16 protein-coding genes are annotated in these 22,343 nt (G+C 71.9%); 9 read left to right on the forward strand and 7 right to left on the reverse strand.

Going from position 1 to position 22,343, the window contains the following annotated elements; genetic code table 11:
• Positions 1-39: 39 nt before the first annotated feature.
• Together WFJ01_RS07895 and WFJ01_RS07900 are read right to left on the reverse strand one after the other, a co-directional pair.
• Entirely contained in the window at positions 40-849 is an 810-nt protein-coding gene (locus WFJ01_RS07895) for an ABC transporter ATP-binding protein (RefSeq protein WP_336628733.1), read from the reverse strand.
• A complete protein-coding gene (locus WFJ01_RS07900) occupies positions 846-1,505 on the reverse strand; it encodes a FadR/GntR family transcriptional regulator (protein ID WP_442928041.1) in 660 nt (219 codons plus the stop codon). The genes WFJ01_RS07895 and WFJ01_RS07900 overlap by 4 nt, the downstream gene beginning before the upstream one ends.
• A 199-nt stretch (positions 1,506-1,704) precedes the next feature.
• On the opposite strand from WFJ01_RS07900, the gene WFJ01_RS07905 reads away from it, so the two are divergent.
• Entirely contained in the window at positions 1,705-3,483 is a 1,779-nt protein-coding gene (locus WFJ01_RS07905) for a 2-isopropylmalate synthase (protein ID WP_336628734.1), read from the forward strand.
• A gap of 21 nt (positions 3,484-3,504) precedes the next feature.
• Here WFJ01_RS07905 and WFJ01_RS07910 read toward each other — a convergent pair whose 3' ends face one another.
• Positions 3,505-4,197: a TetR/AcrR family transcriptional regulator gene (locus WFJ01_RS07910; RefSeq protein ID WP_336628735.1), complete on the reverse strand. Its 693-nt coding sequence runs from the start codon at positions 4,195-4,197 to the stop codon at positions 3,505-3,507.
• Positions 4,198-4,264: 67 nt separating this feature from the next.
• Here WFJ01_RS07910 and WFJ01_RS07915 point away from each other — a divergent pair, with 67 nt between their 5' ends.
• Positions 4,265-5,758: an FAD-dependent monooxygenase gene (locus WFJ01_RS07915; RefSeq protein WP_336628736.1), complete on the forward strand. Its 1,494-nt coding sequence runs from the start codon at positions 4,265-4,267 to the stop codon at positions 5,756-5,758.
• A gap of 16 nt (positions 5,759-5,774) precedes the next feature.
• On the opposite strand, the gene WFJ01_RS07920 is transcribed toward WFJ01_RS07915, so the two are convergent.
• Positions 5,775-6,785 (reverse strand): LacI family DNA-binding transcriptional regulator, encoded by a 1,011-nt coding sequence (locus WFJ01_RS07920; RefSeq protein WP_336628737.1) that lies wholly within the window; start codon positions 6,783-6,785, stop codon positions 5,775-5,777.
• 113 nt (positions 6,786-6,898) lie between these two features.
• On the opposite strand from WFJ01_RS07920, the gene WFJ01_RS07925 reads away from it, so the two are divergent.
• Together WFJ01_RS07925 and WFJ01_RS07930 are read left to right on the forward strand one after the other, a co-directional pair.
• Positions 6,899-8,347: a purine-cytosine permease family protein gene (locus WFJ01_RS07925; protein ID WP_336628738.1), complete on the forward strand. Its 1,449-nt coding sequence runs from the start codon at positions 6,899-6,901 to the stop codon at positions 8,345-8,347.
• 28 nt (positions 8,348-8,375) lie between these two features.
• On the forward strand, positions 8,376-10,028 hold the full coding sequence (locus WFJ01_RS07930; protein WP_336628739.1) for an amidohydrolase: 1,653 nt from the start codon (positions 8,376-8,378) through the stop codon (positions 10,026-10,028).
• 182 nt (positions 10,029-10,210) lie between these two features.
• Here the strand turns inward: WFJ01_RS07930 and WFJ01_RS07935 are convergent, their stop codons facing one another.
• The gene (locus WFJ01_RS07935; RefSeq protein WP_336628740.1) at positions 10,211-11,812 is read right to left on the reverse strand and encodes a glycosyltransferase family 39 protein; all 1,602 of its coding nucleotides are present in this window, start codon (positions 11,810-11,812) and stop codon (positions 10,211-10,213) included.
• A gap of 127 nt (positions 11,813-11,939) precedes the next feature.
• Here WFJ01_RS07935 and WFJ01_RS07940 point away from each other — a divergent pair, with 127 nt between their 5' ends.
• From WFJ01_RS07940 to WFJ01_RS07955, 4 genes are all read left to right on the forward strand, one after another.
• Positions 11,940-14,471: a glycosyltransferase gene (locus tag WFJ01_RS07940; protein ID WP_336628741.1), complete on the forward strand. Its 2,532-nt coding sequence runs from the start codon at positions 11,940-11,942 to the stop codon at positions 14,469-14,471.
• Between the two features lie 116 nt (positions 14,472-14,587).
• The gene (locus tag WFJ01_RS07945) at positions 14,588-16,603 is read left to right on the forward strand and encodes a primary-amine oxidase (protein WP_336628742.1); all 2,016 of its coding nucleotides are present in this window, start codon (positions 14,588-14,590) and stop codon (positions 16,601-16,603) included.
• Positions 16,604-16,936: 333 nt separating this feature from the next.
• The gene (locus WFJ01_RS07950; RefSeq protein WP_295034876.1) at positions 16,937-17,458 is read left to right on the forward strand and encodes an FHA domain-containing protein; all 522 of its coding nucleotides are present in this window, start codon (positions 16,937-16,939) and stop codon (positions 17,456-17,458) included.
• Positions 17,459-17,613: 155 nt separating this feature from the next.
• Positions 17,614-20,142 carry an HAD-IC family P-type ATPase gene (locus tag WFJ01_RS07955; RefSeq protein ID WP_336628743.1) on the forward strand — a complete coding sequence of 843 codons (2,529 nt, stop codon included), beginning with the start codon at positions 17,614-17,616 and terminating at the stop codon, positions 20,140-20,142.
• On the opposite strand, the gene WFJ01_RS07960 is transcribed toward WFJ01_RS07955, so the two are convergent.
• A complete protein-coding gene (locus WFJ01_RS07960) occupies positions 20,066-20,482 on the reverse strand; it encodes a hypothetical protein (protein ID WP_292884302.1) in 417 nt (138 codons plus the stop codon). The genes WFJ01_RS07955 and WFJ01_RS07960 overlap by 77 nt on opposite strands.
• Before the next feature lie 421 nt (positions 20,483-20,903).
• Positions 20,904-21,560, reverse strand: a complete 657-nt coding sequence (locus WFJ01_RS07965; protein WP_251446388.1) for a histidine phosphatase family protein — start codon at positions 21,558-21,560, stop codon at positions 20,904-20,906.
• 123 nt (positions 21,561-21,683) lie between these two features.
• Here WFJ01_RS07965 and WFJ01_RS07970 point away from each other — a divergent pair, with 123 nt between their 5' ends.
• Positions 21,684-22,337, forward strand: a complete 654-nt coding sequence (locus tag WFJ01_RS07970; RefSeq protein ID WP_336628744.1) for a PadR family transcriptional regulator — start codon at positions 21,684-21,686, stop codon at positions 22,335-22,337.
• The last annotated feature ends 6 nt before the right edge of the window (positions 22,338-22,343 follow it).

Consider the following 22,343-nt stretch of genomic DNA (forward strand, 5'->3'; position numbering starts at 1 on the left):
GCGCTGACGGGGACGACGCGGTTTCCGCGCCAGGGCAGGTCAGGCGGGGACCGCCGCCCCTCGGGAGCGGCGGGTCCTCGCCGACCAGCGCGCGCCGGTCCGGGTGACCTCGATCGGATGCGCGAACGCGCGGGAGATCGTCTCGGTCGTGACCGCGCTCTCGACCAGCCCCTGCGCGGCGATCTCGCCCCGGGAGATCACGAGCGCGTGCGAGGTGGTCTCCGGCAGATCCTCCAGGTGGTGCGTGACGAGGATCGACGCGAGCTGCGGATCCCGGTGCGCGAGCGCGTCGATCGTCTCCAGCAGCTGCTCCCGGGCAGCCACGTCGAGTCCGGTCATCGGCTCGTCGAGCAGGAGCAGCCGCGGCCGGCACGCGAGCGCCCGTGCGATGAGCGCCCGGCCGCGCTCCCCCTGCGAGAGCGTCGGCCACAGCGCCTCGCGCCGGTGCGAGAGCCCGACGTCGGCGATGAGCTCGTGGGCGAGGGCGGTCTGCGCAGGCTCCGGCGACCAGCGCATCGGGGTCTCGATCGTGCCGGTGAGCCCGGTCAGCACGACCTCGGTCACGGTCAGCGGCGAGCGCAGCGGGTGCCGCGGATCGACGTGCCCGATCAGCCGGCGCAGCTCTTGCAGGTCGACGCGGCCGATCCGGTGGCCGAGGACCTCGGCGGTGCCGCTCGACGGATGCGTCCGAGCCCCGCAGATCCCGAGGATCGTGCTCTTGCCCGCGCCGTTCGGCCCCAGCAGCGCCCAGTGCTCCCCCGCGCGCACGGTGAGGCCGATCTCGTGCAGGATGTCCTTCCCCTCGCGGCGGAGCGTCACGGCGTCCAGGCGCACGACCTCGGCGCTCACCGCAGGCCGTCCTTGAGCGAGGCGAGGTGCTCCCGGCTGAGCCCCGCGGCGAGCGCGGCGTCCCCGGCGCGGATCGCGTCGGCGAGGCGCTCGTGGGCCGCATGGTCCTCGGCGCCGCCGAAGATCGTGCGGATCCGCAGCATCGCGACCATCGTCTGCCGCAGCCGCGGGGTGAACCCGTCGAACAGCTCGATGAGGATCGGGTTCGCCGCCGCGACGACGATCGCCCGGTGGAAGGCGAGGTCGGCGTCGACGTGCTCCTCGAGATCCGCGCGGCGCTGCTCTCTGACCTTCAGGGCGCGCCGGATCGCCCGCAGATCGGTCGCGGTGCGCCGCTCCGCGGCGAGGGCGGCCGCCTCGCTCTCGATCGCGGTCCGCGCCTCGATCACGCTCACGATGTCGGCGCGCTGCAGCACCGCATCCCAGTCGTCGCGTGCGTCGAGCGCCGCGACGAAGACTCCGGCGCCCTGCCGTGCGGCGAGAACCCCTCGTCCGGAGAGCTGCCGGATCGCCTCGCGCACGGTCGAGCGTCCCACGCCGAGCTGCGCCGCGAGCGTCGTCTCCCCCGGCAGTCGCGCCCCGAGAGCCCACTCCTCGGCGCGGATCCGGCCGAGGAGCACCTCTGCCGCCTGATCGGCCATCGATGTGCGCTGCACGGCACCACTCCCCGGCGCATGGGCTCCCGACATCTCAACTCCTCAACTTGTCTGAGGAGTTAACGCTACACTGCCTGCATGCTCCTGCGCACAGCGCTTCTTCTTCTCCGCCACGACGGGGTCTGACCGGACCGGCGCCCCCGTCGTGGCTGATGCGCCGCGCCGGTCGCCGAAACCGCAGTCGAAGGAACCGACAACCATGAGCAGCACCGCCTTCCCCGGCATCTCCACGCCGGCCGGCCCCCTCCCCGCCGACGCCCCCGCGTGGAATCGTCAGCGGCATTCGCAGATGCCCTCCCACCGCTACACCGACCCCTACTACCGCGTCGAGGTCCCGCTCGCCGACGCCGAGCGCCGATGGCCGTCACGACGTCTCACCGCCGCACCGCTCTGGGTCCCCGTCGACCTCCGCGACGGCAATCAGGCGCTCGCGGAGCCGATGGATCCGGCCCGTAAACGACGTCTCTTCGACCTCATGGTCGCGATGGGCTACAAGGAGATCGAGGTCGGCTACCCCTCCGCCTCGCAGACCGACTTCGACTTCGTCCGCCTCATCGCCGAGCACGACGTCGCCCCGGACGACGTCACGATCGTCGTGTTCACCGCCGCCCGGCGCGACCTCATCGCCCGCACGGTCGAGGCGATCCGCGGCATCCGCAACCCGGTCGTGATCCACCTCTACACCGCGACGGCCCCGATCTGGCGGGAGACGGTGCTCGGACGGGACCGGGATGCGCTGCGGGCCCTGATCCTCGAAGCCGGGCGCGACGCGCTCGATCTCGCCGGGGACCTGCCGCACGTGCGCTTCGAGTTCTCCCCCGAGGTGTTCATGCTCACCGAGCCCGACTATGCGCTCGAGATCTGCGACGCCATGACGGCCCTCTGGGATGCGACGCCGGAGCGGCCGGTGATCCTGAACCTGCCGGCGACGGTCGAGATCGCGACCCCCAACGTCTACGCGGATCAGATCGAGTACATGCACCGCCACCTCGCCCGTCGCGACGGCGTCATCCTGTCGGTGCATCCGCACAACGACCGCGGCACCGGCGTCGCGTGCGCGGAGCTCGCGGTGCTCGCCGGGGCGCAGCGCGTCGAGGGCTGCCTGTTCGGCAACGGCGAGCGCACGGGCAATGTCGACCTCGTCACCCTCGCGCTGAACCTGCACGCCCAGGGCATCGACCCGATGATCGACTTCTCCGACATCGACGAGATCCGGCGCACGGTCGAGCACAGCAACCGCATCGAGGTGCACCCCCGCCATCCCTACGTCGGCGACCTCGTGCACACGGCGTTCAGCGGCACGCATCAGGACGCCATCCGCAAGGGGTTCGCGGAGCACCGGGCGCGCGCTGCGCGGGAGGGACGCTCCGAGCGCGAGATCGCCTGGCGCGTCCCCTACCTCCCCGTCGACCCGGCCGACCTCGGCCGTTCCTACGACGCGGTGATCCGCGTCAACTCGCAGTCGGGCAAGGGCGGCATCGCCTACCTGCTCGAGACGGAGTTCGGGATCCGGCTCCCGCGCCGGCTGCAGCTCGACCTGGCGGGCCACGTGCAGCGCCGCGCCGACGAGAGCGGCCTGGAACTCGGCGCCGAGGAGCTCCGGAGAATCTTCGAGGACGCCTACCTCTCGCCCCGGGATGACGCGCGGGTCGTGCTGGCTGCGGCGCAGATCGAGGCGGCGGAGCCGCAGCCGCGCACCGCGCTCCGGCTGCGGGTGGACGGGGTGGAGCACGCGGCCGTGCATCCGGGCGTCGGCCCCGTCGAGGCGCTGACCGCGGAGCTCGCGGCGCACGGCATGCCCATCGAGGTCCTCGACCTGCAGCAGACGAGCCTGGGCGCGGGGACCGACGCCGAGGCGCTGACGCTCATCGAGTACCGCGGCGCGCGGGGAACGGGCTGGACCGCCGGCAGGGATCGCTCCGTGCTGACCGCGACCCTCAGAGCCGTCGTGGCCGCGGCGAACGTCGCGGCCGGCTGAGCGCGGCGCCGCGGATCCGTCTCACCGGGGACGGACGGGATCCGCGGCGCTCCCGCTCGCGGCGCCGAGCCCGTCACGGAGCGCCGCGAACGCGCGAACACGCACCTCGGCGCGGCCCGCGCGGATCGCCGGAGAGGTCGCCCCGCGAGCGACCTGCCCATAGGGCCACCAGTCCACGAGGTGCACCGCCTCGGCGAGCATCCACGCGACGACGGCGCACTCCGCTTCGGGGAGCGTTTCCGGCAGCGCCGCGTCGATCGCGTCCCTGACGTCGAGGTACTGCGCGTGGAACCGCAGGGTGAGGGCCCTGCTGCCGAGCACGAGGGCGGCGAAGCCCCGCCACGCATCGGGATCGGCCGTCGCGAGTGCGCGCGCGGTGCCTCCGGTCCGCTCGCGCTCGACGCAGTACCCCTCGATCGCGTCCACCGCCTCCAGGACCGACGAGACCCCGGCGATGACCCCGGCGACTCGACGCACATCGCCGTCGAACTCGTCGAAGACCAGGTCCTCCTTGAGCGGGAAGTGATTGGTCACCGTCATCTTCGAGACTCCTGCGGCGTCCGCGATCTCGGCGATCGACACCCCGTCGAAGCCGCGCTCGGCGAAGAGCATCATCGCGGCGCCGGAGATGCGCTCGCGGCGACGCTGCTTGGCGCTCATTCCGCCCTCGTCCGCAGCGCGGCGCGGATCCGGCACTTCCGGGCTTGACGTCATGCGGCCAGTCTAGCAATATTGGGTTCGACCTAGTTTTATGTTCAACCTAATCAAGAGGAGCGGGACCATGTGGATGGACGGAATGAACGACGCGATCATCGTCGGAGGCGGACCGGTGGGCCTGATGCTCGCCCTCGAGCTCTCCCTCGCCGGCGCGGATCCGCTGGTGCTGGAGCGCTTCGAGACGGTCGATCCCACCATCAAGGCCGGGTCTCTCAACGCCCGGGCGGCCGACGCGCTGCGCCGTCGCGGCGTCGCCTTCGCCGGGGACGACCCCCGGGCGACGGCCCCCCTCGGCCCGCGCAGCCCGAGCCTTCCGGGCGCGCCGCAGCCGGAGCCCGCGCCGTTCACCCCGCCGCGCTTCGCGGGGCATGTGGCCGGGATGACCCTGCGGCCCGACCTGGTGCGCTGGGACGAGCTCGGCCGCAGCTCCGACTCGGCCCTCGTGGCCCAGCAGCAGGTGCAGGCCGTGCTGCGCGAGCGGCTCGTGGAACGCGGCGTGGAGGTGCGCCAGGGCGTGACCGTGACGGGGGTGACCCCGCACGCCGACCACGTCGTCGTGCACAGCGACGCCGGCGAGCTCGAGGCGCTGTGGGTCGTCGGCGCCGACGGGGGCCGCAGCACGGTGCGCAAGAGCGCGGGCTTCGGCTTCCCGGGGCTGGACGGCGTCATGACCGGGTATCAGGCCCTGGTCGCCGGCGACGGCCTCGATGACGTCCCGCTCGGCTGGCACATCACGCCGACAGGGGTGTTCCGGCGCATGCCGAACAACCTGATCCTCACGGCGGAGTTCGACGGGGCGCCGGCCGATCGCACGGCGGAGATCACCGCCGCGGAGCTCACGCGGGCGATCCGCGCCGTCACCGGCGTCGACGCCACGGTCACCGCCGTGCTCAGCGCGACCCGGTTCACGGACAACACGCGCGCGGCCGACCACTACCGCCGGGGGCGCGTCCTGCTCGCCGGCGACGCCGCCCACGTGCACCCGCCGTTCGGCGGCCAGGGCCTCTCCCTGGGCATGCTCGACGCCACGGCGCTGGGGTGGCGTCTGGGCGGGGTGATCGCCGGCCGCCTGCCGGAGCGCGTGCTCGAGGACTACGAGCAAGAGCGCCGCCCGGAGGCCGAGCGCATCCTGGACTGGAGCCGCGCGCAGGTCGCCGTGATGCGCACGGACGAGCGCTCCCGCGCCGCGGGCCGGCTGGTGCGCCGCCTGATCGACACCCCCGACGGCGCGACCGAGATGGTGCGCGTGCTCTCCGGCGAGGTGGTCGGATACGGCGTCCCGGGCGAGCTCGCCGGCTCGTTCGCGGCCGACTGGGCGGGCGCACCCGGGGAGACCGGCTCGTACTTCGACGCCGCGGCCGACGGCGCCTTCGTGCTCGCGCATCGACCCGATGCCGCCGCGCCCGCATCCGCGGCTCGGGACGGGGTGCGGGTTTTCACGACCGCCGACGCACCGGCCTCGCTCGCGCTGGTGCGCCCGGACGGGGTCATCGCGTGGGCGGGCGACGACGCCGCGGGACTCGCCGACGCCCTCACGGGCTTCCTCCCGGAACGGTAGCCCCGGGCGCGGGCTCTCAGACCCGGCTCGACCTCCGCTCGACCAGGGTCCCGTGCTCGGGCTCCGGCACCTCCAGCGCGAGCCCCGGCTCGAGCTGCCGCAGCAGCTCCGCCGCGGCCTGCCGGCCGAGGGCCTGCGGCTGCAGATCGACGGCGGTGATCTCGGGCACGGAGTTGCGCAGACTGTCGGCGTCGGATCCGCAGACGACGCGCACGTCCTCCGGGACGCGCACCCCCCGCGCGACGAGCCGGTCCACGAGCGCGCGCGCATGGTCGCTCGTCATGCAGTACACGCCGTCGGGCGGCTCGGGCAGGGCGAGCAGCTCGTCGGCCGCGGCCGCGCCCTCCGACGGGTCGGAGCGCTCCGGCACGTGACGCACCAGCTGGTCCGCGGGCGGGGTGCGCTCGCGGTAGCGCCGTTCGGTCGCCGCGTTCCACTCGATCGGATCCGTGCCCAGGACCAGCGCGATGCGCGTCGCGCCGGCGGCGGCCAGGTGATCCAGCACCCGATCCGTGATGGGCCCGGTCGCGATGTCGATGACGTGCGGATCGTCCGGATCCTCGGGGTCAGCCCCGACCAGCGTGTACGGCATGCCCCCGGCCCGCAGCGCCGCCACGAGCGGGTCGTCGACGACGGGGTCGGTCACGATGATGCCGTCGCACGCCCAGGCCGTGGTCGGCGCGTGCGGCACGGTCGGGTCGGCGACGAGCATGAGCGCATAGCCCTGTCCGAGCGAGGCCAGCGCGGCCGCTCCCGCGAACCGCGGGAAGTAGTCGACGTCCTGGATCTGCTGCGGCTCCGCGCCCACCGCGGGGCGCAGCACGAGGCCGATCACGCCGAGCCGGCTGCGGCGCAGGCCGCTCGCCACGACGTCGGGGTGGTAGCCGAGCTCGGTCGCGGCCGCGCGGACGCGGGCCTGCGTCGCCTCGTTCACGACGCCGTTGCCGGAGAACGTGTGCGACACCGTGGTGACCGAGACGCCCGCCTTGCGGGCCACATCGCGGATCGTCGATCGCTGTCTGCGCATGCCGCGATGATAGATCCCGGAATCTCCTTGCCCAAATCGTTTTGGCTATTTAGCGTTGCGTGTCGAGCGCGAACAAGGACGTCGCGCACCCGACCTTTCGCCCTGGAGGATCCATGTCGCAGACGACACCCCCCGAGACCGCGGCCCCGTCCCCCGCCCTCACGCACCCCGTCCCCACCGACAGCGCCACGCGCGTGGAGACGCACGGCATCGACTACATCCCGAACGCCGAACGGCACGGACGCGCCCGCGACCTCTTCGCGGTGTGGGCGGCCCCCAACGTCAACTTCCTCGCGGTCGTGATCGGCGTGACCCTCGTGCTGCTCGGCCTGAACCTTTGGCAGGCGCTGCTGGTGATCGTGATCGGCAACCTGTTCTCCGTCATCACCGGCATCGTCGCCGGATCCGGGCCCGCCGCCGGAACCCCGAGCGAGATCATCACGCGGGCGATGTACGGCATCACCGGCAACCGGTTCAACGTCGCGATCGCCGGCTGGCTGATCAGCGTGTGCTACCTCGCGATCAACTGGGCCGCCGCCACGACCGTCGCGGTCGGCCTGCTCGGCCGGCTCGGCGTCGCATCGAACGGGTGGACCATCGCGATCAGCGCCATCGTGATCGCCGCGGCGACCATGGTGATCAGCGTGTACGGCCACGGCCTGATCATGCGCCTGTACCAGCCGCTCGCGATCCTGCTCGCGGTGATCTTCGCCGGCATGGCCGTGTTCGTCGTCGGCGGCGCGCAGTGGAACTACGCCCCCGCGCACCCGCTGCACGGGCTCGACCTGGTCGCGATGATGGCCGCCGGGATCGCACTGGTCGCGTCCGGGCCGCTGTCCTACACGAACAGCGCCGACTTCGCCCGCTACCTGCCCGCCGCCACCCGCGTGCGCGACGTCGCACTGTGGACGACGCTGGGCATGGTGATCCCCGGAGTCCTCGCGACCTTCGTCGGCGTGCTCGCGGCGAGCTCGGTGGACATGTCGGATCCGGAGGCGGGACTGGAGAAGTTCCTGCCCGGCTGGTTCGCTCCGATCTTCCTCATCTCGGTGATCGTCGGCACCATCGCCAACAACGCGATGACCGCCTACAGCTCGGGCCTCGCCCTGCAAGCGGTCGGCATCCGCCTGCCGCGCTCGCGCACGGTGCTGCTGGACGGCACGGTCGGCGTGCTGATGACCCTGTTCGCCCTGCTGGTGTGGAACTTCCTCGACAGCGTCTCGAGCGTCCTGCAGCTCGCGGTGACCGTACTCGCCCCGGTGATGGGGGTCTACCTCGCCGACATGCTGTGGCGGCGCAACCGCTACGACGGGGCGGCCCTCGCCGACGACAGCCGGGGCAGCCGGTTCTGGTTCACCGGCGGCGTGCACATCCCGGGCGCGGTCGCGGTGCTCGTCGGCATCGGCGCCTCGCTGATGTGCAGCGCGACCCTGGTCTTCACCGGCCCGATCGCCGCGGCGCTCGGCGGCATCGACCTCTCGGTGCCGGTCGGACTGCTCGTGCCGTTCGTCCTCTACCTGCTGCTGGTGCGCCGGTCGCCCCGCTCCCAGGCCTCGCTCTGACCACCCGCACGACAAAGGATCCGCACTGATGACTTCGCACGAGACCCGCACCACCCACTACCGGGGTGGGTCGATCTTCACCTCCGACACCCGGCCGTGGGCGCAGTCGCTCATCGTCGAGGACGGCCGGATCCTCTTCGTCGGGGACACCGCCGCCGCCGACGCCTTCGCCGCGGACGACGTCGTCGACCTCGACGGGGCGCTCGTGATCCCCGGCATCGTCGATGCGCACACGCACCTCATCGGGCTGGGCGAGTCTCTCGAGCAGGTGGACCTGCACGACGCCCCCGACCTCGCCGAGATCCAGGCGCGCATCGCCGCTGCGGCGGCCACCGACCCGGATGCGCCGCGGCTCCTCGGCCGCAGCTGGCTGTTCTCCAGCCTGGGCGGACGCGCACCGCACCGCGACATGATCGACGCCGTGGTCGCCGACCGCCCCGTCTACCTGAACGCGAACGACAACCACTCCGCCTGGCTGAACTCCGCGGCGCTGGCGGAGCTGGGCATCGACGACACGACCCCGGATCCGCTCGGCGGCACGATCCAGCGCGACGCGGACGGCCGGGCCACCGGGATGCTGCTGGAGAACGCGGTGTTCGCCTTCCTGCGCGTGCGGCTGGACGCCCTCACGCGCGATGCCGACCGGGAGGCGCAGTTCGAGGCCGCCCTGCGCACCTACCTCGACGCCGGCGTCACCGCCGCGGTCGACATGGCGCTGAGCGAGCCGGACCTGCGCGCGATGCTCGCCGTGCAGGAGCGGCACCGCGGCGTGCTGCCGATGCACGTCGCGGCGCACTGGGCCGTGTACCGCACGGCGACCGCCGAGGGCGACGCCGCCGCGGTCGACCGGGCGATCGCGCTGCACCGGGAGCACTCCGGCCCCGGCCTCCGCATCGCCGGCATCAAGCTGTTCGTCGACGGCGTGATCGACAGCTGCACGGCGGCCATGCGTGCGCCGTTCGCCGACGGTTCCCAGCCCGACGCGCTCTGGGACCTCCCGTCGCTGACCGCCGTGGTCACGCGCGCCGATGCGGCCGGCCTCCAGATCGCGATGCACGCCATCGGCGATGCCGCCTCGGCCCTCGCGCTCGACGCCCTCGAGGCCGCGGTCGCGACGAACGGCCCCCGCGCCGGCCGCCGGCACCGGATCGAGCACCTGGAGACCGTGGACCACGCGACCCCGCTGCGCCTGGCCCGCCTCGGCGTCATCGCCTCGATGCAGCCCGTGCACTGCGATCCGGCGATCCAGGACAACTGGCGCGCGATGCTCGGCGACGACCGCGTCGAGCGCGGCTACCCGTGGGCCGAGTTCGCCGAGGCGGGCGCGACGCTCGCGCTCGGCACCGACGCCCCGACGGCGCCGTTCGACCCGCTGCCGAACCTGTTCATCGCGACCACGCGGCGCTCGGCGTTCGACCCGGACCTTCCGGCGAACGTCCCCGGCAATGCGATGGCGATCGCCGACGCGGTGCGCCGCGCCACCCGCGACGCCGCCTACGCCTCGCACTGGGAGGACGAGCTGGGCGTGCTCCGCACGGGGGCGTCCGCCGACTTCGTGGTGCTCGACGCGGATCCGTTCCGCGAGGGCCCCGAGGTCTTCCTCACCGCGCGGGTGCGCACCACGATCGTCCGCGGTCGCGAGCACGCCGCCGTCCTCGCCGCAGGCCCGGGAGCTCGCTGAGTATCCCCACCCCTCGGGTTCGTTGAGCAGGCACGGCACAGCGACCACTCCCCTCGGGGACGTTGAGCGAGGACGGCGCAGCCGACCGAGACGAAACGCGGTGCTCCCGCAAGGGCACCACGTCTCGTCTCGCGCTGCCTCCGCCCGTGATCGCTCGACGACCCCTGTCGCGGATCCGATCCTCAGCGCTCGTAGAGCAGGATCACGCTCCCGGCGCCGTCGTGGCGCGCGGTCTCGCGGTAGCCGAGCTCGCGCAGGTCGCTGAGCCCCCAGGAGTCCACGACGCCGTCGAAGCGCAGTTCGACCACCCACACCCGCTCGACCCCGTCGAAGCGACCCATGCCCGCCGCGCGGGGGATCCCGTAGGTCTGGTCGTACCAGGTGTACGACTTCTGATACGGCGTCTTCAGCAGCAGATCGGCGGTGTTGCGGAACGCGGCGGGATCCGTCGCCTTCGCCAGGCGGGTGCGCTGCGACGGCCGGGCCCCGTCGTCGAACACGATCCCGTCGCCCGGCTCGGCGTTCGCGCTGATGAAGGCGGAGATGTCGTTCCAGTCCGACTGGTTCTTCGCATAGGGGCCGCGCTGCAGCACCGCGACCGGCACGGCGGCGATCACGACCGCCGCGATCGCGAACCACGCGAACCACGCCCCGCGCCGCGAGCCGGCCCACCCCCGCGCGTCCGTTCCGCCGCCGGATCGATCGCCGATCCGGGCCAGTGCGCGCACCCCGAGCGCCATCACGATCGCCACCCCGGGCGCCGAGAACGTTCCGTAGCGGGCGGTGTAGACCGCCATGAACGGGGTGACCGCGAGCAGCAGCCCCATCGGCACGATCATCCAGCTCAGCGCCACCACCTCGAGGCGCACCCCGGGGGTGCGCCACAGCCGGCCGCCACCGCGCCGGATGAGCACGACCTCGCGGACGAACACGACCACGGCGACGAGGATGAGGGCCCAGGCGATCGCGGTGAACCACCACTCCTGGAACCACATGTTCTTCAGCACCACCTCGGGGGTGACCGACTCACGCACCGCGAGGAAGGCGATCTGCCGGCGCTGCAGGAAGCCGAACCACGCCAGGGGCGTGCACAGCAGGAGGGCGATCCCGGTGCTCAGAGCCCATGCTCGCCAGCGTCGTCGCAGTTTGGGCGACAGCAGCACGACCGCGAGGGCGGCGAACACCATGAGCGCGAAATAGAGGAAGGTCCAGACCGCGACCGTGAGCACCGCCGCGTAGCCGACCCACCACCGGATCGCCCGGCCGGGCCGCCGCGCGATCTCGACGAGGAGCACGAGCAGGACGGCCGCGAACGCCGCCCCGATCGCGTACGAGCGCGCTTCCTCCCCCGCGAAGATCAGGCGGGGCTCGAGCGCGGTGAACACCCCGGCGACGACGGCGAACCAGGTCCGCTCGAACCGCCCGCACAGCCACACCACGGCCGCGGTGCACACGCCGATCGCGAGCGCCGACGGGAAGCGGATCGAGAACGCGCTCGGTCCGAACACGTCGATCCACGCGTGCAGTCCGACGTAGTACAGCCCGTGCACGGCGTCGACGTAGCTCAGCATGTGCCAGAGCGAGGACAGCGGACGCGTCGCCGACATGAGGCTCGCCGCCTCGTCGCCCCAGAGCGAGGGGATCCAGGATCCGGCGGCGCTGGCCGCGACCCCGAACAGCCCCAGGAGCCCGGCCCACAGTCCGAGCCGCCGCGGATCGGCCGTCACCCGCGCCGGGGCGGGGAGGGACCGCTCCGAGGCGGTGCCGACAGCGGAGGAGGTCACGCCCCGAGGGTAGCGGCCTCTGCTGGGCCGCTGCTCCGAGGTCCCTGTCAACGGGCCGCCCCGTCACCGTCCGTCCACCCGACGTTCTCCGAGCGTTCGCTCGGCGTGCGCCCAATATCCTTGTTCCGTGTCCCTCTCCTCCTCCGCGCGGCGCCTGAAGTCCACTGCCCGACGCCTGAAGCGGGCGGTCGAGGCCGAGCGCATCGCGTTCTGGCGCTCCCGTCCGGTGCGCCCCGATCAGGTGCTGTACGAGTCGTTCGCCGGCAACGGCATGCTGTGCAACCCCGAGGCGATCTTCCGCCACCTGCTCGCCGACCCCGCCTATGCGCACCTCACCCACGTCTGGGCGATCGCCGACGACGACGCGATCGAGCGCTTCCGCGCCGAGTTCGGCTCCGACCGACGCGTCTCGTTCGTGCGCCGCGGATCCGCGTCCTACCGTCAGGCGCTGGCCGTCAGCGGCTGGCTGATCAACAACGCGACGTTCCCCACCTGGTTCGGGAAGCGGGAGGGTCAGGTCTATCTGAACACCTGGCACGGCACCCCGCTCAAGCTGATGGGCTTCGACATGCCCGCGGGCGCCGTGCAGTCGGCGAACACGCTGCGCAACTTCCTGATGTCGGACTACCTGCTGGCCGCGAACCCGTTCATGGCCGAGACCATGTACGAGGGCGCCTACCGGCTCACCAACGTGTACCCCGGCACGCTCATCGAGGAGGGGTATCCGCGCATCGACCGTCAGCGGCTCGACGCCGCCGACGAGGCATCGGTGCGGGCCGAGCTCGAGCGCAGCGGCGTCGCGCTCGACGGCAAGCCGATCGTGCTGTTCGCGCCCACCTGGCGCGGCAGCTCCTTCGACGACCCCGAGGACAACATCGACGAGCTGGCCGCCCAGCTGGCGGATCTGCAGGCGGGAGTCGGCGACGAGTACGTCGTCGTGTTGAAGACGCACCAGATCGTGCATGCCCGCGCCGCGTCGCGGCCGGCGCTCGCCCGCTCGCTCGCCCCGAACACGATCCCCACCAACGTGCTGCTCGGAGCTTCGGCGGGTCTGGTCACCGACTACTCGTCGATCTTCTTCGACTATCTCGCGACCGGCCGGCCGATCGCGTTCTTCACGCCCGACGCCGACCTCTACTCCTCGGGCCGCGGCACCTACATGCCGCTGGACACGCTGCCCGGCCCGGTCGACGCCGACGCCGCCGGAACCGGCCGCGCCCTCGCCGCGCTGCTGCAGGGCGCGGAGCCGCACCCGCAGTACGCCTCATGGGCCGAGCGGTTCACCCCCTTCGACGACGGCGGGGCGACCGCCCGCGTGGTCGACATCGTGTTCGGCGGCGCCCGCGAGGGCTATCGCGCCCGCCCCGCCGCACAGGACGGCCGCAAGCGCCTTCTCGTCTACCTCGGCGGCATGAAGCCGAACGGCATCACCACCAGCGCGCTGAACCTGCTCGGCGCGATCGACCACAGCCGCTACGACGTGACCGCCCTGCTGCCGAAGCGCCGGCTCAGCACCGACCCGCTGACGCAGGCGCGCATCCCCGCCGAGGTGCGCCAGGTGTTCCGCATCGGGGGGATGAACGGATCCAAGGCCGTGCATCTGCGCCGCCGCATCGACGATTGGCGCGGATCCCCGCGCACCCCCGGCACCGAGCCGTGGCACGAGAACCTGTGGAACGACGAGTGGATGCGCGTGTTCGGCGATGCGCGCTTCGACTGGGTCGCCGACTTCAGCGGCTACGGCCCGCTGTGGACCACCCTGCTGCTGCACGCCCCCGCGCCGCGCGAGGACGGCCCGGGTCCGGTGCGCGCCATCTGGATGCACAACGAGATGGCCTCCGACCGCGAGCGCACCGTGAACGGGCGCGCCAGCATGAAGCGGGGTCTCGGGGCCGTGTTCGCGATGTACTCGGAGTACGACCAGCTCGTGTCGGTGTCGCACCAGCTCACCCGGCTGAACCGTGCGGAACTCGCCCAGTACGCCCCCGCGGACCGCTTCCGCACGGTGCGCAACTTCCCCGACGTCGAGCACGTCACCCGCGGCGCACGCCGCCCCCTCAGCGACTTCTTCGCCGAGTCGGACGCGCAGTTCGAGGCCGCAGACCAGGAGATCCCGCCGCGGCCCGACTGGTACGAGGCGCTCCAGGCCGACGAGGGCGAGCTGCGCTGGTTCGTGACCGTCGGCCGGCTGAGCCCGGAGAAGAACCACGCCCGCCTGATCCGCTCCTTCGAGAAGGTGCACGCCGCCCACCCCGAATCGCGTCTGCTCATCGTCGGCGCGGGGCCGCTGCGCGTCGACCTGCAGCAGCAGATCGACGACGCCGGTCTCGGCGAGGCCGTCTTCCTCACCGGCGCGCAGCGCAACCCGTACGCGCTGCTCGCGGCGTCGGACTGCTTCGTCCTGTCCAGCCTGTACGAGGGGCAGCCGATGGTGCTGCTCGAGGCCGCGATCTGCGAGCTGCCGATCGTCTCGACGGCGTTCGGATCCGTCTACGGAGCACTCCCCGACGGTGCCATCCGCATTGTCGAGCAGGACGACGACGCGCTGGCGGCCGGCATGACGGCGTTCCTCGACGGCGACGTCCCGGCCGCGACCCTGGACGTCGACGCGTACCGCGCCGACGTCAAGGCCGAGTTCGAGGCGCTGCTCGACGGCTGAACGCCCCGCAGATCGGGACCCGCGCCTCTCGCGCCGCGACGGGCGGTGATGGCAGACTCGAAGTCCGCTGGGATGCGCGATGAGGCGCGCCCAGGAACGATCGAACGGGGAGCAGCATGACCTCACCTCACCCCCTGAACTCGCTCACCGGGGCCGAGTTCTCCGCCACCGCCGCCGCGCTCGCGAGGGAGCACGGCGTCGACGCCGGCTGGCGGTACGCGTCGATCATCCTCAAGGAGCCGCCCAAGGCCGAGGTGAAGGCCTGGCGCGAGGGGGATCCGGTCGTGCGCCGGTCGCTCTCGGTGCTCTGGCGCAAGCAGACCAACGAGGTGTACGAAGCCGTGGTCAACCTCACCGACGACGCCGTCGAGTCGTGGACGCACGTGCCCGGCGTGACGCCGAACTTCACGATCGACGAGTACCACGACTGCGACCACGCGATGAAGGAGAACCCCGAGGTGCGCGCCGCCCTGGAGGCCCGCGGCGTCGACGTCGACCTCGTGCTCTTCGACGTGTGGACCTACGGGGGCGCGGTGATCCCCGACAAATGGCGGGATCGGCGGCTCGGCTGGGTCGACCTGTGGATGCGGGCGACGCCGGACGGCAACCCGTACGCGCACCCGGTGAGCGGCCTGAAGATCATCGTCGACATGAACACCCTCGAGGTGCTCGAGATCGAGGATCACCACGATTTCGGCTTCCCCGAGGTGCACGGCGAGTACGTGCCCGAGCTCGCCGGCATCACGCCGCGCACCGACCTGAAGCCGCTGCAGATCGTGCAGCCCGAGGGCGTCTCGTTCACGGTGGACGGATCCCGGATCCAGTGGCAGAACTGGGACTTCCGTCTCGGCTTCAACTACCGCGAGGGGCCGGTGATCTACCAGGTCGGCTTCGACGATCAGGGCACCCGCCGTGAGGTCGCCTACCGGCTCTCGTTCGCCGAGATGATCGTGCCGTACCGCGACTCCAGCTTCGACCACTACCGCCGCACGGCGTTCGACGTCGGCGAGTGGGGCCTCGGCTACATGTGCACCTCGCTGGAGCTCGGCTGCGACTGCCTCGGCGAGATCACCTACCTCGACGCGGTGCTGCCCGACACGGCCGGCCAGCCCTGGACGATCACGAACGCGATCTGCCTGCACGAGGAGGACAACGCCGTGCTGTGGAAGCACGTCGACCCCGATGCGGGCACGGAGGTGCGCCGGCAGCGGCGGTTCGTCGTCTCGGTGCACGCGACCGTCGCCAACTACGAGTACCTCGTGTACTGGCGGTTCTACCAGGACGGCAACATCGAGTGCGAGGTGCGCGCCACCGGCATCATGGTGACGACCCCCATGGCCGAGGGCGAGACCGCCAAGGCCACGGGAACCACGATCGACACCCGCACCTACGCGCCGTTCCACCAGCACTTCCTCATCGCCCGGCTCGACCTGGACGTCGACGGCGGCGGCAACACGGTCATCGAGTCCGACTCGATGCCCGCGCCGATCTCGGAGTCGAACCCGTTCGGCCTCGACCTCAACACCCGGGCGACGGTCATCCGTTCGGAGTCCGAGGCGGGCCGCAGCTTCGACTGGGAGCGCCAGCGCGGCTGGAAGGTGCAGAACCCGAGCAAGCTCAACGCCTGGGGCGCGCCCGTCGCCTACAAGCTCGTGCCCTCGGCATCGTTCCCGGCGATGTTCGACGAGGCGTCGCCGATCCTGAAGCGCAACCCCGTCATCGGCAAGACCCTCTGGGTGACCCGCCATCACGACGACCAGTTCTGGCCGGCCGGCGACTACCCCACCCAGTCGGTCGACGACCTCCACAACGGCATGTCGGCGTGGATCGCGGACGACGAGAACCTCGTCGACGAGGACGTGGTGCTCTGGTACAACTTCGGGATCCACCACATCACCCGCGCCGAGGACTGGCCGATCATGCCGGCGGACACGATCTCGTTCTGGCTCAAGCCGTTCGGGTTCTTCGACCGCAATCCCTCGCTGGACGCCCCCCGCACGATCAAGGGCGCGGCCTGCGCCTGCGGCGACGGCGAGTGCCGGTGCGGGCACGATCACGGCGCGGGCCACGGCTCCGACGGAGGCCACGCGCACGGTCACGACGAGGGCCATCAGCACGACCACCACGGCTGAGGCCGCTCAGGGTCGGCGCGACCCGGCGAACGAGATGGCGAATGCCCCCGCCCGAGGTCGTTGAGCGAGCACGGCCGAAGGCGGGGCGAGACGAAACGCGGTGCTCTTTCGAGGGCACCGCGTTTCGTCCCGCTCCCCTCGCTCGACGACCCCGGAAACCCCGCCCGCCCCGCGACCCCGGGCTTACGGCTCCCGCTCACGGCCTTTCCGGATCCGGCGCCGTGCGCTGCCGACGGGGTTACGATCGCGGTATGCGAGAGACCAGGGCGACGCACGGCTGAACGTCCTGGAGCAGCGCCCGTGCCGCCCGGCCTCCGCGAAGGAGGCCCGATCATGAACACGCAGGAGCAGCGCGGCACCACCACGCACGCCGACTGGGGTGCGGGACACCCGCATCTGCTGATCACATCCGACGACGCCCGGTTCGTGCACGAGATCGTCGACGACGAGACGCGCATCGGATCCGGTACGGACTGCCAGATCCGTCTCGCCGGGCTCGCGGCGGTGCACGCGGTCATCCGGCACGACGGATACGACGACTACGACCTGGAGATGATCGGGCAGGGGCAGACCAGCGCGAACATCGCGAAGGCCGCCGAGGAGGAGGGACGACCGGTCGAGACGCTGCACACGGGCGCGCGGTTCACCGCGGGCGAGTGGCGCTTCGTCTTCGTCCGGGACGAGTTCGCCGACCACGGCCGTCCGTACGGCGGGCGTCTGGGCGGCGAGGGGGCGCACCAGCGTCGCCAGCCGCCGCGGCCCGACTACGCGAGTGAGGGGCACACCGGAGCGATCCCCGCGGTGCCGGTCCCTCCCGCGGACGACCACGGCGACGACACGCACGACGCGGACTGACCGGCGCCTCCCCACGGCGCCCCGCTCTGCGGAATACTGGGGGCGTCGGAAGGAGGCCGCGTGTTCCAGGTCGATGTGCAGGGTGTTCCGCAGGTCTGCTCCGCGGCCGGAGCCTGTCCCCCGCGCGCGAGAACCGCGCGGACAAGGTCCGACGCATGACCGCACCGTCGCCTGCCGGATCGCCCGCGACCGAACCGCGGGCGACCCCGGACACCGACCCGGCGACCGGTCTCGACGACGCCGCAGTCGCCGCACGCCTCGCGGACGGGCGCGACAACGCCTTCCAGGCCGACACCAGCCGCAGCGCCTGGAACATCGTGCGGGCGAACGTCTTCACGCTCTTCAACGGCATCGTGTTCGCGTGCTTCTTCGTGCTGTTCCTCGTGGGGCGGTGGCAGGACGCGCTGTTCGGATTCGCCGCCTTCGGCAACGCCATCATCGGCTGCATCCAGGAGTTCCGCGCCAAGGCCGCGCTCGACAAGCTCGCCCTGCTGAACGCCCCGCACGCCACCGTGCTGCGCGAGGGCGAGGAACGCGACATCGCCTCCGGAGAGGTGGTGCTCGACGACGTGCTGATCCTCCGCGCGGGCGACCAGATCGCCGCCGATGCGCGGGTGCTCACGACGCGCGCGCTGCAGGTCGACGAGTCGATGCTCACCGGCGAGTCGGACCCGGTCGACAAGCACCCGGGCGACGAGCTGCTGTCGGCCTCGATCGTGGTCGCGGGGTCCGCCCGGGCACAGGTGATCCGGGTCGGCGCCGATTCCTATGCCAATCGCTTCGCCGGCGAGGCCAAGCGCTTCTCCCTCGTCTCGAGCGAGCTGCGCACCTCCGTGGACCGGGTGCTGCGCTGGATGAGCTGGCTCATCGGGCCGATCGGGCTGCTCGTGTTCAACGCGCAGGTCATGGTCGCCGGCGGCTACGAGAAGGCGTTCCGCACCGGCGCGTGGGTGCAGGCCGTGGTGAACACGATCGCCTCGCTCACCGCGATGATCCCGCTCGGCCTCGTGCTGATGACGAGCATCGCGTTCGCCGTGGGCGCCGCCCGCCTGGCTGCGCAGAAGGTGCTCGTGAACGAGCTGCCCGCCGTGGAGGGCCTCGCGCGGGTCGACGTCGTGTGCCTGGACAAGACCGGCACCCTCACGGTGGGCGAGATCGCGTTCGACGAGGCCCACCCCGTCGCCGCCGACCCCGGAGAGACGACCGATTCCGCCGGCTGGCGGCCCGTGCTGGGCTGGTACGCCGCCGCCCCAGACGCCAACGCCACGGCCCGCGCCCTGCGCGACGCCTTCCCCGTCGCCGAACCCGGAAGCGCAGAGCCGGCGACCATCCCGTTCTCCTCGGCCCGCAAGTGGAGCGCGGTGTCGTTCCCCGGCACCGGGGAGTCCTGGGTGTTCGGCGCGCCCGAGATGGTGTTCGGCGACGCCGCCGCCGACCCGGCCGACCCGCTCGGGGCGGTCGTGTCGCGGCTCGCGGACACGGGCCGCCGCACGCTCGTGCTCGCCCGAGCAGGGACGGCGCTGACCGAGAAGCAGATCGCGGCGGAGACCCTGCCGGAGCGCCTCGCGGCCGTGGTGGTGCTCACCTTCCGCGAGCAGGTGCGCCAGGATGCCGCGGACACGCTCTCGTACTTCCGCGAGCAGGGCGTCGGGATCCGGATCATCTCCGGTGACAACCCGCGCACGGTCGCGGCGATCGCCCGCGAGGTCGGGCTCGACGCCGCGGACGGCTTCGATGCGCGCAGTCTCCCCGACGACGACGCCGCACTCGCGTCGGTGCTCGACGAGCATCGGGTGTTCGGCCGCGTCACGCCGGAGCAGAAGAAGCGCATGGTGGTGGCGCTGCAGTCGCACGGCCACGTCGTGGCGATGACCGGCGACGGCGTGAACGACGCCCTCGCGATCAAGACGGCCGACATCGGCATCGCGATGAACTCCGGCTCGCCCGCGACGAAGGCGGTCGCGCGCCTGGTGCTGCTGGACGGGCAGTTCTCGCACCTGCCGGACGTCGTCGCCCAGGGCAGGCAGGTGATCGCGAACATCGAGCGCGTCTCGATGCTGTTCCTGACCAAGACCGCCTACGCGACCGGGCTCGCGATGCTCTTCGGCGTTCTCGTGATGGAGTTCCCGTTCCTGCCCCGGCAGCTCTCCATCACCGATGGCCTGACGATCGGGATCCCCGCGTTCTTCCTGGCGCTGATGCCCAACAGCCGGCGCTACCTGCCCGGGTTCCTGCGCCGTTCGCTGAGCTTCGCGATCCCGGCCGGTGTGCTCATCGCGCTCGCCCTGACCGTGTACGCGCGCCTCGCGACCGATCTCGGCGTGCCGGCGGACCGGCTGAGGACGGGCGCGACACTGATCCTCGCCGTGGTCGGGATCTGGGTGCTCACGGTGCTGTCCCGCCCGGTCACGCGCCTCAAGGTGCTGGTGATCGGGGCGATGTTCCTCGCCCTCGTCGTGGTGTTCACCGTTCCCCTCGCGACGACGTTCTTCGCGCTCGTGGATCCCGGGCGCGACGCCGCCTACCTCGTCGCGACGATCACGATCCTGACGATCTGCGGCATCGAGATCGTGCGGTTCGTGCACACCCGCTTCGTGCTGCGTGCGCTCAGCCCGGATCAGCAGCCCGCGCCGGACGCGCGAAATAGCGCGCCCCGGGAGGAAGCCACAGCGCCAGGAGCGTGAGCAGGTCGAGGGCGATCCCGACCACGCCCCACCAGTCCCAGTCGGTGAGGGTGAAGGTCAGCACGCCGAGCAGCAGCTGGGCGCCGAGATAGAGCGACGCCAGCAGCCGGGCGAGGCGGCTGCCGCGCCCGATGCCGCCGGCGATGGCGAGGGTCAGCAACCCGAACAGGATCACGGCCGCGCCGATCAGCGACACCGCGAGCACGTCGTCCGCGGGGACGTCGTACCGGCTCAGCAGGATCAGCGTTCCGACGAGTGCGCTGCCGATGCCGTTCAGCGCGGCGAGCACGACCACGAGCGTGATGAGCAACGGGCGCCGGGACGCCGGTGGGGCGGTCATGCGCTCACTGTAGCGGGCGGCGTCGGGCCCTGAATCCTTCTCCTCCGAGTCGTCCCCCTGAGCACGAGCCATAGGCCGTGCTCAGGGGGACGACTCAATTGAGGGGGCGGGAGGCCGCCGCCCGGGAGATGTGCAGAGCGGCGGCCACCTCGGCGAACATGGACCGCTCCGCGCTCTCGAACCCGACGGCGCCCGGAGGCACCTCGTCGAGCAGCAGCTGGACGCGTTACCCGAGCAGCGCGGACCTCTCCGCCTCGAGCGCCGCGATCCGACGGTCGAGCTCACGACACCGATCGACGATCTCGCCGCTGCGGACGAGGTACGGATCGGCGGTTCTGGTCATGCCTCCAGACGAGAACGCACGTGCGGCGGTCAGGGGGCGAGAACGAGATCTGTGGACAACCAGCGTCGAATCCCTCTCTCAGGACTCGGACGGCGCCAGCGGCAGCTGCGGCCCGTGGTTCCAGGCCAGGATCGCCGGCTGCTCCCGGGTGAAGCCGAGCACCGAGACGGATCCGGCGTCGAGCGTGATCGCGGCGCCGAAGCGCGGCGCCTGACGCAGGAACACCGCCGTCAGGATCCGCAGATAGTGACCGTGGGCGATCAGCGCGACGTCGCCGTCGACCATCGCGGGCAGCACCCGGGTGAGCACCCGGGAGGCCCGCGCGGCGACCTCCTCGACGGTCTCCCCCGGGGTCTCGCCGCGGATCACGCCGTGCGTGAACGCGCTCCAGTTGTAGCCGAGCTCGGCACGGATGTCCTTGGTGGTGCGCCCCTCGTAGCCGCCGTAGTCCCATTCCACGAGCAGCGGGTCGACGTCGGCGTGCAAGCCCGCGAGCTCGGCCGTGCGGCGGGCGCGCTGCAGGGGCGAGGACAGCACGAGCCGGAAGTCGTAGCCCGTCACGAGCGCTCCCGCGAGCCGGGCCAGCTCCTCTCCGCGCGGGGTGAGCGGGATGTCGGTGCGCCCCGTGTGCCGCCCGCTGCGCGACCATTCGGTCTCGCCGTGGCGCAGCAGCACGAGCTTGCCCTGCGGGTTGTCGGGCGCGGGATGGTCGGGCAGGGGGTCGAGAGTCTCCACATCGCCACCGTACGCCCCGGACCTCTGCGCCGTCGCCGAGGCCGGCTCTTGACGCACCCATGACTCTTGTGTCATCCTCGGTCTGTCATCGCGAGGATGACACAAGAGTCATAGGTTGGATCAATGAAGCTCGAGCACCTCCTCCTCGGCCTGATCGGCGAGAAGCCGTCCACCGGCTACGAGATCAAGCGCTACCTCGACACGCACGGCCGCTTCCTGCGCTCGAACACGACGATGAGCCAGGTGTACCGCTCGCTCGCCGGCATGGTCGAGCGCGGATGGGTCGTCTTCACCGTCGACGACCGGCCCGGCGCCCAGGACGCCAAGATCTACCGCGTCACCCCCGAGGGCATGACCGTCCTGCTCGACTGGCTGACCGGCCGCTACAGCCCGCCGAGCCGCTTCCAGGATCCCGAGTTCGGCGCACGCCTCAGCTTCGCGGGGTTCATGACCCGGGAGCAGCTCATCGGCCTCATCGAGACCGAGCTCGCCGCCCGCGAGGACCAGGTCGCGCGCTTCCGCCTCCGCGACCGCACCCTGCAGGTCGCCCCCGACGTCGAGTTCGACTACGAGTTCGCCGCCGCCTTCAACGAGCGCCTGCACGTCTATGGCATGGCGGCGATCGACCGCTACATGGACATGCTGCGCGAGCTGCGCCGCGACCTGCTCGACGGCGTGATCGGATCCGCCCAGGCCGCCTCCGACCGGCGCGCCGCGAACCCGGCGCCCTCGGACCCTGTCGCCACCGGGACGCCCGCGAGCGGAGCGACCCGCTGATGCGCG

This window comes from Microbacterium sp. MMO-35, from assembly GCF_037147555.1.
Taxonomy (GTDB): domain Bacteria; phylum Actinomycetota; class Actinomycetes; order Actinomycetales; family Microbacteriaceae; genus Microbacterium.